The organism is Brevibacterium renqingii, assembly GCF_017808095.1.
In the GTDB taxonomy this organism is placed as follows: domain Bacteria; phylum Actinomycetota; class Actinomycetes; order Actinomycetales; family Brevibacteriaceae; genus Brevibacterium; species Brevibacterium renqingii.
Map to the genome: position 1 here is coordinate 272,334 of NZ_JADBHG010000002.1, position 15,793 is coordinate 288,126.

A 15,793-nucleotide genomic window follows, 5' to 3' on the forward strand; every position below is an offset into this window, starting at 1 on the left:
CGAACCCTTGACAGCACCCGAGGTGCCGATAGGCCGTGCGTCTAGGCCCCGAACACCGTGGCCCGCAGCCTCGACTTCGCCTCGTCGTCGAGGAATGCGGCCGCGATCGAGTTCTCGACGAACCACGCTTCATCGACTGTGGTCATCAGCTCGCCCGCGATGTCCATCTCCCTGCGCAGAGTGGTCGGGAACAGAGCGGGGTCGTCAGAGTTGATCGAGACTCTCAGACCGGCATCCACCATGGCGGCCACGGATTCCCTGCGCCAGTCGATGAGCGCACGGCGCGAGGTCGTGAAGGCCACATTGAAGATGGTTCCCCGCTCGGCACAGCGCGCGACGATCTCGGGGCTGCGGAGGATCTGATAGCCGTGATCGATACGGTCGCAGCCGAGGACGTCGATCGCCGTCGTCACGGTCTCCGCGGTCGGTGCGTGCTCGCCGGCGTGGGCGGTCCGGAAGAGACCGTGCTCGCCCGCCAGCCGGAACGCCTCGGCGAATTTCTCCGGCAGGCCCGCGAGCTCATAGAAGTCGAGTCCGATGCCGACGACATCGGGGCACGGGTGGGCGATCACGGTCTCGACCATCTCCGCCGCCACCTCGGCGGTGTCCTCCCGGTTGACGGCGGCGACGGCGCGGCCGTCGACTCCGAGCTCGTCGCGTGCCCGCGCGAACCCGTCGGAGATGCCTGCGGTCATCGCTGTGTAGTCGACGCCGGCCTGCATGTGGACGGAAGGGCTGAAGGCGAGCTCCGCATAGCACAGTCCGCTGTCGCGCTGCCCGTCCTCGAGCGCCTCGAAGACGACGCGGGCGAAATCCTCACGTCTCCGGAGGCTGGCCGAGATGAGCTCGTAGACGCGCAGCAGCGGAAACCAGGGGCCGCGGGTGCTCTCCTCTTCCGTGGGGTCGGAGTTGATCCGCGGATACAGCTGACCGGCCGGCAGGGGCAGCTCCACTCCGTTCGCGTCGGCCAGCTCGGCCAAGGTTTCGGCCCGCACGGTGCCGGGCAGGTGGAGATGGAGATCGATGAGGGGCAGCACGGTGTCGCACCTTTCCTTGGTCATTGGCTCGCCGGTGACTCGCAGCGGCGAACCGGCGGAGGGAGATCTGGGGTCTTCAGGCGATGGCGATGAAATAGTAGACGAGGAACGGAGTCATCACCCACATGCCGGGATGGATCTCCCGCCACTTGCCGGCCAGGAGCTTGATCGGCACATAGGCGAGCAGCCCGGCTGCGATCCCCGTGCCGAAGTTGCCCCACAGCAGGGTGCAGATGAGCACGATCACTGCGGGGATGAGCTCGGTGAGATCATCGGAGTCGATCCGGCGGAAGCCCGCGGCGATGGTCAGGCCCACCACGATGACGACCGGGGCCGTCGCTGCCGAGGGGATCGCCGCCGCCAGCGGTGTCGCGAAGAGCAGAAGCGCGAAGCATGCGGCCGCCCACAGTGAGGACAGACCGGTGCGGCCGCCTGCCTCGACTCCTGCCGTCGACTCCGCGTAGGTGGTCACCGAGGGAGCTGCGAACAGCGAGCCGCCGATGATCGTGCACGAATCGACGAGGAACGGTCGCTTCGGATCGATGGCACCGCCGTCCGGCTTCGCTGCCCGTCCCATCGTGTCCGTGACCGTCATGATCACGCCGGTCGTCGAGAAGAACTCGGAAGCGAAGAACGCAAAGAGGAACGGCAGGTAGTGCGGCGACAGCGATTCGACGAGGTCGACGTGCATGAACAGCGAACCGTCGATGGTCGGCAGCGCGACGGGCAAGCCCTCGAGGTGGGTCAGACCCAATGGAATGCCGACGAGCGTCGCGGCGATGATGACGATGATGAAGCTGCCTCGGACCTTTCGGGCGTTGAGCGCCACGAGCACGACGACGCCGGCCAGGGTGACCAGTGCCGCGGAGCTGGAGAGATCGCCGAGTTCGAGTGAGCTCTCTCCGGGCTGGACGAGCCCGGCCGAGCGGAACCCGACGAAGGCGATGAAGACGCCGATGGCCGGTCCGATGGCCATCCGGATCGAGTGCGGGATGATCCGGGTGATCAGACTGCGGATGCCGAAGAGCGTGAGGAGCAGGAAGATGACGCCCGACCACAGCACCATGCCCATGGCGACGGGATAGGACACTTCGCCGTCGAGGACGAGGGTGTAGGCGACGAGGGAGACGCCGCCGAGGCCGGGGGCGAGCACCATCGGCAGATTGCCGAAGATGCCCATGGCCGCAGTGCCGAGGATGACCACGATGATCACGCTCGTCGTCACGGCTCCGACGGGCAGCCCCGCGTCGGAGAGCATCCCGGGGATGACCACGACCGTGTAGGCGGTCGCCAGGAACATGCTCAGTCCGGCCACGAATTCGCCTGAATACGTGGAACCGCGGGCGACGACGGGAAACCTCAGCCACTTCCGCTCGGTCGAGTCGCCGTCGCCGTCCGCGTCGCGAACCTCGCCGGCTGTCTGTCTCTGGGCCACAGTTGTCTCCTCGCTGCGGTGAAGCATTCCCGATCGGTCATCTCGTCTGTGCGTCGAACAGTGCATGTAAGCGCTTGCATAAGTATGTGCGAGGCCTGCTGAAGCGGTCAAGGCGTCTCATCTCCAGCTTCCAGGCATCCCTGACTGCGGCTGGGGTATCTTGGCAGGGACAGGCGACCGCAGGAAGGATCGACAGTGGTGACTCTGGCCGATGTCGCTCGCCAGGCGGGCGTCTCCTTGGCGACCGCCTCGCGGGTGTTCGGCAGGCCGGAGATGGTCGGCGCTGAGACCACCGCAAGAGTCATCGAGGTCGCAGACCGACTCGGCTATATCGCCAACTCGACCGCACGGGCCCTGGCCAGGGGCAGTTCAGGCCTGCTCGGGCTGGTCGTGCCCCAGCTGTCGAGCTCGTATTTCGCACCACTCATCTCGGCTGTCCAGTCCGAAGTGGAGAGCTCGGGCTTCGAACTCATCATCGTCGACTCCCACGGCTGCCCCGAGTCCGAGGTCGAGATCGCCGGGCGCCTGCGAGGCCGGGTGGACGGGCTCATCTTCGCCAGTCCACGCAGCTCGGGTGCCGCGTTGGCGGAGGTGGCGCGCGGCTTCCCGATCGTCACAGTCAATCGTGAGCTGCCGGATTTCGACTCGGTCAGCGTCGATGTCACGGCGGGCCTGACCGAACTCTGCGAACTCCTCATCGCGCGCGGACACAGAACGATCGCCTACCTCGGCGGCCCTGCGGGCTCCCTCTCGGACGACGGACGGTTCCTCACAGTCCGCACTGTGCTCGAGGACAACGGAGGCGAAGCACGGAGATTCGGCCCCGTCGAACCGAAAGTGAGCGCCGGCACCGAGAGCTTCTCGATGCTCCAGGAGGGCGGCGTCAGCGCGGTCATCGCCTACAACGCGCTGGTGGCGCACGGGCTGATGCTCGCTGCGGCCGCAGTCGGGGCGAAGGTACCCGAGGATCTCGCGGTCGCCGCCGTCGATGATCTCATCGACATCGGACTCGGCCTGCCCTCGCTGACGGCGATCACGCAGCCGATGGGCGAGGCCGGAAGCAACGCCGGACGGATGCTCGTCGCCCGGGTCGCTCCCCCGCGCAGGGCCGATTCGGACGCCGGCACACGAACGGCCCAGCACCTCGTGCTCCCATCGACCCTGGTCATCGGCGAGACGTGCTGACTGAGGCGCCGCGCTCTCACCGCCTGACGACGAGGTCGGTCAGCGGAGTGGAGCAGCAGGGCAGGAACTTGCCGGCGGCGATCTCCTTCGGGCGGATGCCGCCCGCGTGATTCATTTCGACCTCGCCGCTGACGAGGTCGGACTTGCAGGTCCCGCACATCCCTTCGGAGCACGACGACGGCATCGCCAGTCCCGCGTCGAGGGCGGCGTCGAGAACCGTCGTCGCCGATGAGCACTCGATCCGTCGGCCGCTGTCGGCGAACTCGACGGTGTGCGCCTGCGCGGCCCAGCCGCCGTCGGCTCCGGCACCGGGCCCGCCGACGGCGGTGAGCACCTGGGAGGGTCGGTCGGCGCCGACGCTCATCGCCGCCCGGGACAGGCGCGCGGCGGGAGAGGTGGCGAAGACGAACGACTCCTCATGCGCCCCGGCAGAACCGAGCTCGAAGAGCAGAGGTCGGACGGCGTCCATATACCCGCTCGGGCCGCAGACGAAGGTCTCGCGGTCCCGGAGATCGGGGGCCACCTCGGCGAGGGTGTCCGCGGTGATGCGACCGCGCCGACCCGACCAGATCTCGGTCTCCGAGTCGCGGGAGCACAGGACCTCGACTCGCACTCCCGGCACCTGGGCGAGCTGCTCGAGCTCGGGACGGAAGATGATGTCTGCAGGGGTGGCCGCGCTGTGGACGAAGACGATGTCGGTGGCCTCGCCGTTCGCCCGGGACAGCAGGCTGCGGACCATGGACATGATCGGCGTGATGCCCGAGCCGGCCGAGAGGAACAGGTGCCTGTCCGCCGGGTGGAAGCTCGTGCTGAAGAGCCCGTAGGGTCCGTCGGCATGGAGCCGGTCGCCGGCGGCCACCGCATCGTGGAGGTGATTCGACACCGGTCCTTCGGCTACGCGTTTGACCGTGATGGTGAATGTGTTCGTCCCGAAGGGCGCCGAGGAGATCGAATAGCACCGCTCGAGGCCGAGCTCGGGCACGCGCATGGTCACGTACTGTCCGGGTTCGAAGTCGACGGAGGCCATCCATGGTGCCCGCAGCTCGAAGGTCTTCACGTTCCGAGTCACTTCGGTGATGGCCACGACGTCGACGTATCCCGTGAGCAGTTCGGGGTCCGCGGGAGTCGTCGGCTCAGCGGGAGACGTCCGGTCCGCGGGAGACGTCCGGTCCGCAGTTACCATCGGCTCGCCAGGCGCCGCGGCCGGCTCGGGTTCGTGGCGCGTCTCCTTGCCCGGGCGTGTGCTGCGCCCGGGCACCCGGAACGACGACTTCGCCGCAGCCTCTGGGACGGTGTCGGGCGTGCCGATTCCCGCCGGCAGGGTCGAATGGCGGTACCTCATCGCCGGTTCACCGTCCTTTCGGATCGGCCCGCTCCGGCGTCGCGGTGGGCCTTGAGCCTCTCGATGTACCAAGTGCAGAACGCATCGACCTGCTCCTCGGTCGGCGCATAGGGTCCGGGCTCGTAGGCCGGAGAAGACACCCCAGCCTGAGCCCGTTCGCAGAACATCGCGTCCTGTTCGTTCGTCTTGATCCACACCGTCGTGAGGTTGTCGAGGTCATAGTCGACCCCTTCCTCGGCATCGGCGGCCACGAGCCAGGTGGTGCGCACAAGCGTCCTGTCCTCGGCCAGCGGGAGCAGACTGAAGGTGACGACGTGGTCGCCCATCGCGTGGAACCACATGTTCGGCTGCACGTGCAGCGAGGCCCGACCGAGGACGAAGGTGTCGAGATCGCCCAGCAGCTTCGCCGAGGCGGCCGAGCCGTCCATTGTGTACGACTCCCCCTTTCCGTCGAGCGCGGCACGCTCGATCCGGAACCCGGTCGGTCGTCCGCTGAGCTCCTCGACGAGGGCATACGGCAGGCCGTTGCGCTCGCAGTTGATGCGCAACTCCTCCTCGGCGTCGAGGTAGCGCTGGTAGGCGGGCAGCAGCCGCTTCGGGATCTCCTCCGGCTCGTAGCCGTAGGTGGGGAAGAAGGTGCAGGTGAGCTCCGGGTGGCCGGCCTCGCAGTGGTAGCACTCGCGGTTGTTCTCCATGACGAGCTTCCAGTTCGAGTCCTCGATGAGGTCGACCTGAGCGGCCACCTTGGCTCCGGCGATGTCGTGCGGGCTCAGATAGGGCTCGATCACGGCGGCCACCTCGTCGATGTCATCCGGACCGTCGTGCAGACAGATGAAGATCAGCCCGCCGATGACGCGGACGTCGACCGCGCGCAGCGAAAAGCAGGCCATGTCGAACCCAGGCGCCTGAACTCCTGCGGAGATGAGCTCGCCGCCGGGCGTATAGGTCCACTGGTGGTAGCCGCAGACGATGTTGCCCACCGATCCGGACAGGTCATTGAGCAACCGGGTGCCGCGGTGGCGGCACACATTGTGGTGGGCCCGGATCTCGCCGTCGTCGTCACGGATGACGATGACCGAATAGGTGCCGATGTCGATGGTCACGTAGTCCCCGGGCTCGGGCACCTCGGCGAGCGAGGCGACGAAGATCCACGTCGAGGCGAAGATCGCCTCGAGGTCGCGGGCGAAGAACTCGGGGCTGATGTAGAAGGGCGCGGGAAGCGAGTAGCCGGGACGGCGCTCGTCGATGAGCCGGTCGAGGGCCTCCTGTCCGGTCATGCCCCCGGGATGCATCGCGTCGGGCGCGCTTCCCTTCGCATCCGCTCCGCGGTTCGTGCGTGTGAGCCTGTTGCTGCCTGGTGCCAGGATCAATTCGTCCACCACCTCTTTGTGATCTCGGTGCCGCCCCGCTGCTGTGACTGGGAGCGAGCCCCGTACCTTCAGTGTCCGCCACGGCGCTGACGAAGAAAAGCGAAGATTCTTCACCCGAATCATGCAATACTGTTGCATGATCGATCCGCGCCTCCAAGTCCTCCGCGTCCTCGCCGAAGTGGGCACCCTCACCGAGGTCGCCAATCGTCTCGGATATACGCCATCAGCCGTATCGCACCAGCTCAGAACCCTGTCGAAGGATCTCGGCGTGCGTCTCGTCGAACCGCGCGGCAGAGGCCTCGTGCTCACCCGCGCCGGTCAGCTCCTGCTCGACCGCTCGCAGGAGCTGTTCACGCGGTGGGAGGAGATCCGCGGTGAGCTCGACGATCTCGCGTCCGGGAGCATCTCGACCGGCAGAGCGCTGCGGCTCTGCGGCTTCTCGACGGCAGCGGCCACCCTGCTGCCGCCGACGGCGCAGGCGGTCATCAAGCGGTTCCCCGGCGCCGAGGTGACGATCATCGAGGCCGAGCCCGAGGAGTGCTTCGATCTGCTCGTGTCCGAGCACGCCGACGTCGCGGTGGTCGTGGCCACGGACCCGCTGCCCCCGCGGGGTGATGCCCGCTTCGAGCAGTCCGCGCTCTTCAGCGATCGCCTCGACCTCCTCGTTCCCACCGGGCACAGCCTGGCGAAGAACTCGGCGGTGTCCTTGAGCGATGCCGCCGAGGAGCCGTGGATCCTCGACCGCCCCGGCTCGCCCTACCACCGCCTGGTCCGCACGGCCTGCGCGGCAGCCGGGTTCCAACCGGAGAAGGCGCATCAGTCGCGGGAATGGGAGACCGGAGCGGCGCTGGTCTCGGCGGGGCTGGGGGTCGCTCTCATCCCCCGACTGGCCCGCCTGCCCGAGGGCTTCGACGTCGTCCGGGTTCCGCTGCGCGGGGACCCGGTCCCGTCGCGGAAGATCCTCACCGGCATCCGCAGCGGATCGTCCGGTCAGCCGATCATCGCGGCCGCCCTGGCGGTGCTCGGCGAGGTGTCGGCGGAGGTTGCACGTCGCTCGGTCGGCTGAGCTGAATTCCCGCCCCCTCGCCGCCCCGCCCCTGCAGGACACACGATCCGGCGCTTCAGTCCTGCAGTCGGGTCGTTCCGTCGTGGCCGCCGGAGGTGTTCAGCTGCTTGGCGTAGCAGCTGTCGGGTCCGAGTCCGTGCGATGAGCACCAGGACAGTGCGTCATCGGGGTCGTCGTAGCCGATGCCGACGACCGTGACCCAGAAGTCGCTCTCCTTGAAGCTGTTGAAGTCTCCTGACCAGATGAGCTTGACCCGAGGGAACTCCTCGCGCATCTGCTGGTGCTCATCGAGGATCGCCTCTTCGTCCCAGGTCTTGCCCTCGGCTTCGAGACCGGGTCTCTTCGAGCTCAGCTGGGGTACCCATTTTCCGTCGAGTTCGCTCTTGACCTCTTTGCCATCGGCAGCGGCGAGCTGCTTGAGCGCCTTCTTCGGATCGTCGGGCAGCTCGGACTCGGTCTCGCTCGGTTCGGGGGCCTCACTCGCAGCGGCCGAGCTGTCGCCGCCGCTGTTCTCTTCGCCCTTCGGCTCCTCGCTGGAGGCGGCAGCGGACTGAACATCGGAATCCTTCGGGAACAGCGTCGCCGCGCCCCAGCCGATCCCCACACCGAGGACGATCACGATCACGGCGAAGAGTGCGATCAGCCCCCAGCGCCGCTTCGGCGCCGGCGCCGGCTGGTGGTACGGTCCCGGGCCCTGCGGATACGGGTGTCCGCTCTGCGGGTGCGGATGCCCGTTCTGCTGGTACGGATACCCGTCCTGCGGGGGCGGGTGCCCGTTCTGCGGGTGCGGATGCCTGTCCTGCGGGTACGGCGGCTGGGCAGGCTGATGCGTCGGCGCCGACTGTGATCCCCAACCGCTATTCGGCTGCGGTCCGGGATGCGACGACCACTGACTGCCGGATCGGTCGTTGACGTCCCACTCGTTCTCATCTCCACGCCCGGGAGGATTCGCACTCATCCGCAGCTCCAGATCGATCAGACACATTTCAGAGAAAGTCTCCAAGGAAACTTCTCTTGCATTCACAGCTTATTATAAGTTGTGTACTACAAATGGCCTGATACCTCCCGGCAATTGCTGCATTGTGAATCACCCGCCGGGTCGCTCGGGTCACGGCATGTGAGGACTGGGCATGAACGACGCATCCGACGAGACGAAACCGACACCGGCAGAGGATCCGAAGGATCGAGACCCCGAACAGCCGACGGGGTCAGAGACCGCGGCCTCTGAGGCAGCTGAAACCGCCGAGGAGCCCGAGAGCGGAGCGGCCCCCGGGGCCCCGGCAGAGGATGTCGACCCCCAGGATTCCGAGCCCACCGAGGTGACGGCTCGCTGGGCACCTCCGGCAGAAGCGGCGGGAGGCGGCCCCACCGTGTCCGCCGCTGGCGGGTCTCACTCCTCTTCTTCGCCCCAGTACCCGGACACGAGTGCCTACACGCACGGACCGGGACCCGATGCGCAAGATTCGGGACTGCACGGGCAAGGCTCGGGTCCGCATGGGCAAGGTTCCGGCCCCTTCGGGCTGAACTCCGGCCCCTACCCACAGGGGCCGGGTGCTTACACTCCCAGCGCAGATCCCTACGTGCAGGGCGCGAGCGCCTACGCGCAGGGTCCAGGCCCTCGCCCGCAGAGTTCCGGCCCCTACGCAGAGGGTTCAGGACCCTACTCGCAGCCTCAGGCGGCGGGCTCCTTCCCTCAAGCACCGGGAGCGTATGCCCCGGGCTCGGGACCCGTTCCGTATCCCGCTGTGCCCGGTCAGCCGGTGCAGGCTCCGAAGTCGAAGCTCACCTCGGCGCTGGCGAAGGGCGCGACATGGCAAGCGGCTCTGATTCCGCCCGGCGTCGCCCTCCTGGGCGGGATCATCGCCTCCATCATCCTGACGGTGCTGGTCTCCTCGATGTCGGATTTCACCTCCCTGACCGAGGATACGGGCTTCGACCTCGACGGCATCAGCTATGCCATGCCATTCATCCTGCTGGCGCTGTCGCTGTTCGGTTCGGCGGTGCTGCGGCTGTCCATCCACGCCACCGACAGCTTCGATGCCCAACTGAGCGTCTTCATGGTCGGTGCACCGCTGGTGGTGACCGTCATCATCGTCGGCCTGCTGTGGTGGCTGACGAAGCGCAGCGAGCGCAGATCTCCGGCCCCCAACCGCGTGACCACCTGGGTGCGCATCGCCATCTCGACACTGGCGATGACCCTGGTGCTCTTCCTCCTGCAGGTCGTCTTCGCCGCCCGCTTCTCCACCTTCGAGAACGAGGGCGCGATCACCTTCTCGCTCTCGGCGATCACCGCTCGATCCTTCTTCCTGCCCCTGCTCGTCATCCTCGTCACGAGCGTCGCCGGCCGAGTCGCCGGTCATTTCAAGGGCACCGAGGCGATCGGTGCGCCGTTCCTGCGTTGGGCCGTCCCACCTCTGCTTGTGACCTGGGTCCACCTCGTCGTCTCAGTCGTCCTGTTCTCGATCGTCGCGCTCTTCGTGCTCCCGTTCTCGGTCGATATGCCGGGCCGGCTGGTGCCGCTGACGTTCCTCAACATGGGTCTCGTCCTCACCTCTCTGACCCACCTCGGCGGGATCAGCGCCTCGGCGCAGGGAGATCTCGGCTTCTATGCGGACAGCTTCTCCGAGAACTTCACGATCTTCAGCCGGGACGCTCCGGGCCAGCTGTGGCTCGGTCTCTTCGTCGTCGTGGCGGCAGTGCTGATCGCGACCTTCGTGGCCACGGTCACGCGGCGCCCAGCGTGGACTGTGCTCGAGCAGGACAGGCAGCAGTGGTCGAGCGCGTGGAAGCTGCCGCTGGCATTCTGCCTCGTGTGGGGTCTGCTGTCGCTGCTGGCCGTTCCGCTGCGGATGTCGATGTCGGGATCCGCCGAGGCGGCCATGATCTTCGGCGGCTCCGGCGCGGCTCGGATGGGAATCGGTCCGCTCGCGTGGACATTCCTCATCTTCGCCGTGTGGGGCGGCCTCATCGAGGTGCTGTCCCGAACGCTCGGCCCCAAACTCGTGCTCACCTTCCCGGCCGTCGCGCGCATCACCGCCGGCCGTACCGTCCACCCGCATTGGGGCCCGCACTTGGGGATGAGCGAACCGCGCTTCGCCTTCATCCATCCCGATCTGGTGCGGGCCTCCGCCCAGGCGGCACCGCCCGTCGCACCTGCCCCCGGTCAGATGGGGCCGCAGGGCCACCCCGGATATCAGGGGCAGCCGAACCCCCAGGGGCAGTCGGGTCATCAGCGGCAATCGGGTCATCAGGATCAGCCGGGATATGAGGGTCAGCTGGGATCGCAGGGTCAGCTGGGATCGCAGGGTCAGCTGGGATCGCAGGGTCAGCCCGGTCATCAGTCTCGCCCCGGAGCGCAGGCGTACTCGGCTCCGGTCGGGCCGCCGGCGGATCCGCGCTCGACAGGCCACCACCCCTATCCGACGGCCGCCGGGCAGCAGGCATTTGCGCCGGGTCAGGAAGGAACGCAGCCCTACGGCGGTCCGGCGCAGCCTTTCGACAGGAAGAAGGCCACGCTCGTCACGGTCGTCGCCGGTGGGGCGGTCCTCCTCCTCGTAGCCGCTCTCATCGTCGTCAACCAGGTCAATGGGCACATGTTCGGACCCGAAGCGACCGTGGAGAAGTACTTCGCGGAACTCTCCGACGGCGACGCCGAGGGTGCGCTCAAGATCGCAGATGTCGACGTTCCGCAGGAGTCACGGACCCTGCTGACGAACGAGGTCCTCGGCGGATCCAAGGCCCTGCCCGATGATGTCACCGTCGACGACGCGGACATCTCCGGGGACACGGCCACTGTCGCGGTCACCTATGACGTCGGCGGCTCCAAGGGCAACAGCACCCTGACACTGCACAAGGCCGGCAAGAAGACCCTCTTCTTCGACGACTGGGCTCTCAAGACACCCGAACTGCTCACTCTCGCCGTCGACACTCCCGGACTGAGCACAGTCAAGGTCAACGGAGTCGACGTCGACACCGACGGCTCGACCTTGGCGCTGCCGGCCTTCCCCGGCCTCTACACGATCGGCCTGGCCGAGAAGACGGATCTCATCAGCGCCGATCCCGTAGAGGTCCGGGCTTTCCTGGGCGATGAATCGGACATGGAGGGTGAGGATGTGCCGCTGCTCGCCGCCCAGCCCTCGGACGCCTTCCGCACCGAGGTCGACAAGCAGGTCAAGACGCTCATCGACAGCTGTGCCGAGAAGACCGTGGCCCAGCCCGACGGCTGCCCGTTCGGGTCGTCCCTGGCGGACAGCTACGACGCCACCGATCTCAAATGGTCGATCTCGTCCTATCCGACGGTGATCGTCGCCGACGAGTCGGTCGGTTCCGATCCCTATGCGGATCCCGAATCCGCGACCGGTCCCAACGGGGGTCCGGCGTGGCTGATCTCCTCGGACGCCACGGGCGAGGCGCTCGTGACCGGCAGCTACGAGATGTTCGATGAGACCGAGTCCTTCGACGACACGGTATCCATCTCATTGAGCGGCACGGCCGAGATCGTCGACGGCAAGGTCGTCATCAACGTCGAAGACGATCCCTGGGATTGGTGAATCCGGGCAGCGGCGAACAGCCGGTTTCAGTCGACGAACACCGCCGAGGCGGGGTCTATGATCGTCGGCATCAGCCGGATTCCGTCGGCGACGTATTCGGCGCGCTCGCCGGCGGGGACCATCGCCCCGCCGGTGAGCCAGACGAGGTGTGTGGCCGCATCCGACCACGGGACCGCCGCGGCCGGCCGCCACGGAATGCTGAGACCGGCGGTCGCCGAAGGCTCGACATCGATGCCCTCGGTCTCGTGGAGCACCCCGACTCCTGCCCGGATGACCTCGTCCGGCACCGAGGCGAATCCCGAGATCAGCGGCCCGATCGTCGGTCCGATGAACCGTGATGGCCGTGTGACCGCCAACCCGTCGGCTGCGGTCTGTCCGCTGAGGCCGATGTCCTGGACGGCGATGTCGCTGTGCCGGTCCGAACGGACGCCGAGGAACATCGCCGGTGCCTGGCTCGGTTCGACGAAGACGCAGTGGACGCTGTCGCCGAACACCCGTTTGAGCCCGAAGGTCACCCCTCCGGGGCCTCCCCCGATTCCGCAGGGGAGGTAGACGACCAGCTGATTCTGTGCATCGACGGTCACCCCGGTCGAGTCGAGCTGCCGTTTGAGACGCAGGGCTGCGACCGAGTATCCGGCGAAGAGGCTGACCGAGTCCTCGTCGTCGACGAAATGCGTGCGCTCGGCCCCCCTCGCCGAGGCGCGACCGGCTTCCACGGCCTCGACGAAGTCACCGGCGTGTTCGATGACGTCGACTCCGTGAGCGCGCAGCAGCTCCTTCTTCCATTCCCGGGCATCGGCGGACATGTGCACCGAGGCGGCGAACCCGAGGGCGGCGCTGAGAATCCCGATCGACAGGCCGAGGTTGCCCGTCGACCCGACGACTATCCTGTGGTCCGCGGCGATCCCACGGAATCTCGCACTCGCATATACTGCGGGATCATCAGGATCGAGGCCGTGGTCGGCGGCGACGGCCTCGGCGAATTCGAGCACCTCGTGGAACCCTCCGCGGGCCTTGATCGACCCGCTGACCGGCAAAGCATCGTCGCGTTTGAGCCACAGCTTCCCCGGCAGTCGGGCACCGAACAGTCGCTCGAGCCGGTCTTGTGCTGCCGGGGCCGGGGCCAAGGGCGACTCGATCAGGCCACCTGTCGCACCGGTTCCGGGGAAGATTTCGGCAGCGTCGGGACGCGTCGTCGCAGTCTCGGGGAAAGCCTCGGCGAACCACGGGGCGAAACGGGCGAACCGAGCCGCCGCGGAATCCATCGCGGCCTCGAGTTCGGGCAGGACCGCCTCGGCGGGGGTGCCGCGGATCCACGTGGTCGGTGTGCCTTCGGCCAACGATCGGATGACCTCGTCGTCGGTGAGCTCGGGCGGAAGATCAGTCATGGACCGATGGTAGCCCGGCCCGGCAAGGAGCTCACTTCTCGACGATCTGCTTCGCACCTTCGAGCACCTCGGCGAGTTCCTCGAGCCATTCGGCATATCCGGCATAGGTGTAGGCGCGCTTGTCGTCCCATGTGCCCAGCTGCCCGGCCTCGACCGCGGGAAGCCTTTTGAAGACCGGGTTGTCCTCGTAGTCGGCGGATGCATCGTGGACGAGGAGGACATCGGCGGGGTAGTCAGACATCTTCTCCCAGGAGACCTCTGCCCAGCTGCTGTCGTCGCTCGAGTCGGGGCCGACGAGATCGAGTCCGTCCTCGCGGAGCATCTCGGCGATCCCCAGGGTCTTCGAGGTGTAGTTAATCTCCGCACTGAAGTTCGCCAGGAGCACCGTCAGCCCGCTCTTCTTCGCAGCGACCTCACGAACCCGCTTGCGAGCGTCCTCGAACGCCTTGCGCTCGTCCGCGATGTCACCCGATTCGGTGTCCTTGCCGAGGGCACGGGCAATGGCGGCGTACTGGGCGAACATGTCATCGGGCGTCTGATCGCTGAGCTTGACCGGGACGAAGTCCACGAGTTCGGCGACCTGGCCCTTCACCTTCTCGTCCCACCAGGTCCATCCGTCGCCTTTCTCATTGCCGTAGGCGACGAGGATGTCCGGCTCGGTGACGGCGAGCGCCTCGATGTCGAGTTCCATGTCGGTGCCGACCACCTCGACGCCGGTGGAGTCGAAGGATTTCCCCGGAGATTCGTTCTGTCCGAACCCGAAGACCGCCACAGGCTTGATTCCGTACTGTGCCAGGCCGGCGGCAGAGTAGAAGTCCGCAGCAATGCGCTCAACCGGCCTGTCGAGTTCGATAGTCACGCCGTCGTAGCCTTTCGGCGAGTAGGTGAAGTTCGGGGCTGCGCTGCCGCTGCCACCGCTGGAGGCTTCGGGTTCCGGGCCTTCGCAGGCGACGAGTGCGAACGGTGCGAGAACGGACAGGGCGAGGAGCTGACGACGACGCATCGAGGGCCTTTCAGGGGTCGTGTTTCAGTGAGATGAGCTGGAACGAGATGGGGCGCGCGTAGACCGGATGTCCTTGACTCGGAAGTGTGCAGTCTGAATGTGCTCAGTTCGGATGTGAGCAGTTCGGACATCATCGGTATCGGCAGCGCCCGAAAATCACGTTAGCATTATTTGGAAAGGCTTGCCTTACTTAGCGTAGGGTGGTGCCTGGACATGCACACGTCCGCAACCGCTGCACCCATGAACACGATGCGTCCCTCAGCTGCGGGACGCCCCGAGAACCACGAGCCGATTATGGCTCTCGGATCTGGGGAGATGAAGGAGAATCTGTGTCACGAGCCCCCATCGGCGCCTTCGAAGCCACGGTCCTCGCCGTCGAAGACCTCAGTCCCTCCTTCCGCCGCGTCACCTTCGGCGGCGCCGGACTGCAGGGCTTCGGCCCGAATGCTCATCCGCGTGATCTGCGCATCAAGCTCATCATCCCGCCAGGGGGCGCCGCTGCGCCTCAGTTCGACATGCTCGGCTTCCTCGCCGAGCAGGAGGAAGCAGGCGTCTCCTGGTATCAGGCGTGGCTCCAGGTCGACCCCGAGATCCGTGGAGCGATGCGCACCTACACGGTGCGGGAATGGCGCGATGAGGTTCGGGAGCTCGTCGTCGACATGATCCTGCATTCCGACGAGGACGGGCATTCGGGTCCCGCGGCGCAGTGGGCAGAATCCGCTCAGCTCGGCCACTCCCTTCACCTCATCGGCCCCAGTCGTGATGCGGAAGCTCCGCCCGCGGGCATCGAGTTCGCCCCGGGGGAGGCTGATCAGATCCTGCTGGCCGGTGACGAGACCGCCGTTCCGGCCATCGCTTCGATCCTCGATTCACTCAAGGACGCGTCCGTTCAGGGCAAGGCGGTCCTCGAGGTTCCGAGCGCGGAGGACATCATCGACATCGATGCTCCGGCCGGTTTCGAGGTCCAGTGGCTTCCACGAGGCGCAGCCGATTTCGGTGAGCTCCTCGAGCCGGCCGTCAGAGAGGCCGTGCGCGCCGAAACCAGTGCTTACGCCGAGACCCGAGCGTACGCCGAGGTGGGTGCGAGCTCGCCTGGCTCGTCCGGCCCGGCCGAGGCCCCCGGTTCTTCCCGCTCCGATCGGGAGCTCGATGACGTCGACATCGACAAAGAGATCCTCTGGGACGTGCCGGCGGCACTGACCCAGGCCGCTCAGGGCAGTTCGAGTGAGACGGAGAAGGAAGCCCGTCCCTTCTACGCCTGGATCGCCGGTGAAGCGGGTCCCGTCAAGCGCCTGCGCCGCTACCTGGTGCAGGAAGTCGGTGTCGACCGCAAGCAGATCGCGTTCATGGGGTACTGGCGACAGGGCAAGGCCGAGGGCTGAGCAGTTGGGCCGAAGGTCGGTTGGGCCGAAGGTCG

11 protein-coding genes are annotated in these 15,793 nt (G+C 66.9%); 4 read left to right on the forward strand and 7 right to left on the reverse strand.

What is annotated here, in order from left to right:
• Positions 1–41: 41 nt before the first annotated feature.
• Together IIE29_RS06300 and IIE29_RS06305 are read right to left on the reverse strand one after the other, a co-directional pair.
• Complete coding sequence (locus IIE29_RS06300) at positions 42–1,061, reverse strand: adenosine deaminase family protein (protein WP_209324381.1); 1,020 nt, start codon at positions 1,059–1,061, stop codon at positions 42–44.
• A 52-nt stretch (positions 1,062–1,113) separates the two neighbouring features.
• Positions 1,114–2,472, reverse strand: a complete 1,359-nt coding sequence (locus tag IIE29_RS06305) for an NCS2 family permease (RefSeq protein ID WP_209324382.1) — start codon at positions 2,470–2,472, stop codon at positions 1,114–1,116.
• Between the two features lie 195 nt (positions 2,473–2,667).
• Here IIE29_RS06305 and IIE29_RS06310 point away from each other — a divergent pair, with 195 nt between their 5' ends.
• Complete coding sequence (locus tag IIE29_RS06310; protein WP_209324383.1) at positions 2,668–3,657, forward strand: LacI family DNA-binding transcriptional regulator; 990 nt, start codon at positions 2,668–2,670, stop codon at positions 3,655–3,657.
• A gap of 16 nt (positions 3,658–3,673) precedes the next feature.
• Here IIE29_RS06310 and IIE29_RS06315 read toward each other — a convergent pair whose 3' ends face one another.
• Together IIE29_RS06315 and IIE29_RS06320 are read right to left on the reverse strand one after the other, a co-directional pair.
• Positions 3,674–4,999 carry an FAD-binding oxidoreductase gene (locus IIE29_RS06315; protein WP_209324384.1) on the reverse strand — a complete coding sequence of 442 codons (1,326 nt, stop codon included), beginning with the start codon at positions 4,997–4,999 and terminating at the stop codon, positions 3,674–3,676.
• Entirely contained in the window at positions 4,996–6,369 is a 1,374-nt protein-coding gene (locus IIE29_RS06320; protein ID WP_425491443.1) for an aromatic ring-hydroxylating oxygenase subunit alpha, read from the reverse strand. Before IIE29_RS06320 ends, IIE29_RS06315 begins: the two co-directional genes overlap by 4 nt.
• 136 nt (positions 6,370–6,505) lie before the next feature.
• Here IIE29_RS06320 and IIE29_RS06325 point away from each other — a divergent pair, with 136 nt between their 5' ends.
• Positions 6,506–7,435, forward strand: coding sequence for a LysR family transcriptional regulator (locus tag IIE29_RS06325; RefSeq protein WP_209324385.1), 930 nt, complete (start codon positions 6,506–6,508; stop codon positions 7,433–7,435).
• Between the two features lie 55 nt (positions 7,436–7,490).
• On the opposite strand, the gene IIE29_RS06330 is transcribed toward IIE29_RS06325, so the two are convergent.
• Entirely contained in the window at positions 7,491–8,393 is a 903-nt protein-coding gene (locus IIE29_RS06330; protein ID WP_246475770.1) for a hypothetical protein, read from the reverse strand.
• A 172-nt stretch (positions 8,394–8,565) separates the two neighbouring features.
• Here IIE29_RS06330 and IIE29_RS06335 point away from each other — a divergent pair, with 172 nt between their 5' ends.
• Positions 8,566–11,985 (forward strand): hypothetical protein, encoded by a 3,420-nt coding sequence (locus IIE29_RS06335; protein ID WP_246475771.1) that lies wholly within the window; start codon positions 8,566–8,568, stop codon positions 11,983–11,985.
• A 26-nt stretch (positions 11,986–12,011) separates the two neighbouring features.
• On the opposite strand, the gene dsdA is transcribed toward IIE29_RS06335, so the two are convergent.
• Entirely contained in the window at positions 12,012–13,373 is a 1,362-nt protein-coding gene (gene dsdA / locus IIE29_RS06340; RefSeq protein ID WP_209324386.1) for a D-serine ammonia-lyase, read from the reverse strand.
• A 31-nt stretch (positions 13,374–13,404) separates the two neighbouring features.
• Complete coding sequence (locus IIE29_RS06345; protein ID WP_209324387.1) at positions 13,405–14,376, reverse strand: ABC transporter substrate-binding protein; 972 nt, start codon at positions 14,374–14,376, stop codon at positions 13,405–13,407.
• 329 nt (positions 14,377–14,705) lie between these two features.
• Here IIE29_RS06345 and IIE29_RS06350 point away from each other — a divergent pair, with 329 nt between their 5' ends.
• A complete protein-coding gene (locus IIE29_RS06350) occupies positions 14,706–15,758 on the forward strand; it encodes a siderophore-interacting protein (RefSeq protein WP_209324388.1) in 1,053 nt (350 codons plus the stop codon).
• Positions 15,759–15,793 lie beyond the last annotated feature (35 nt).

What these genes read in the sequence shown, in the direction of transcription:
- IIE29_RS06315 (WP_209324384.1), bottom strand. Translation starts at nt 4,999, where the DNA reads ATGAGGTACCGCCATTCGACCCTGCCGGCGGGAATCGGCACGCCCGAC.
- IIE29_RS06300 (WP_209324381.1), bottom strand. Translation starts at nt 1,061, where the DNA reads ATGACCAAGGAAAGGTGCGACACCGTGCTGCCCCTCATCGATCTCCAT.
- IIE29_RS06325 (WP_209324385.1), top strand. Translation starts at nt 6,506, where the DNA reads ATGATCGATCCGCGCCTCCAAGTCCTCCGCGTCCTCGCCGAAGTGGGC.
- dsdA (WP_209324386.1), bottom strand. Translation starts at nt 13,373, where the DNA reads ATGACTGATCTTCCGCCCGAGCTCACCGACGACGAGGTCATCCGATCG.
- IIE29_RS06330 (WP_246475770.1), bottom strand. Translation starts at nt 8,393, where the DNA reads ATGAGTGCGAATCCTCCCGGGCGTGGAGATGAGAACGAGTGGGACGTC.
- IIE29_RS06335 (WP_246475771.1), top strand. Translation starts at nt 8,566, where the DNA reads ATGAACGACGCATCCGACGAGACGAAACCGACACCGGCAGAGGATCCG.
- IIE29_RS06345 (WP_209324387.1), bottom strand. Translation starts at nt 14,376, where the DNA reads ATGCGTCGTCGTCAGCTCCTCGCCCTGTCCGTTCTCGCACCGTTCGCA.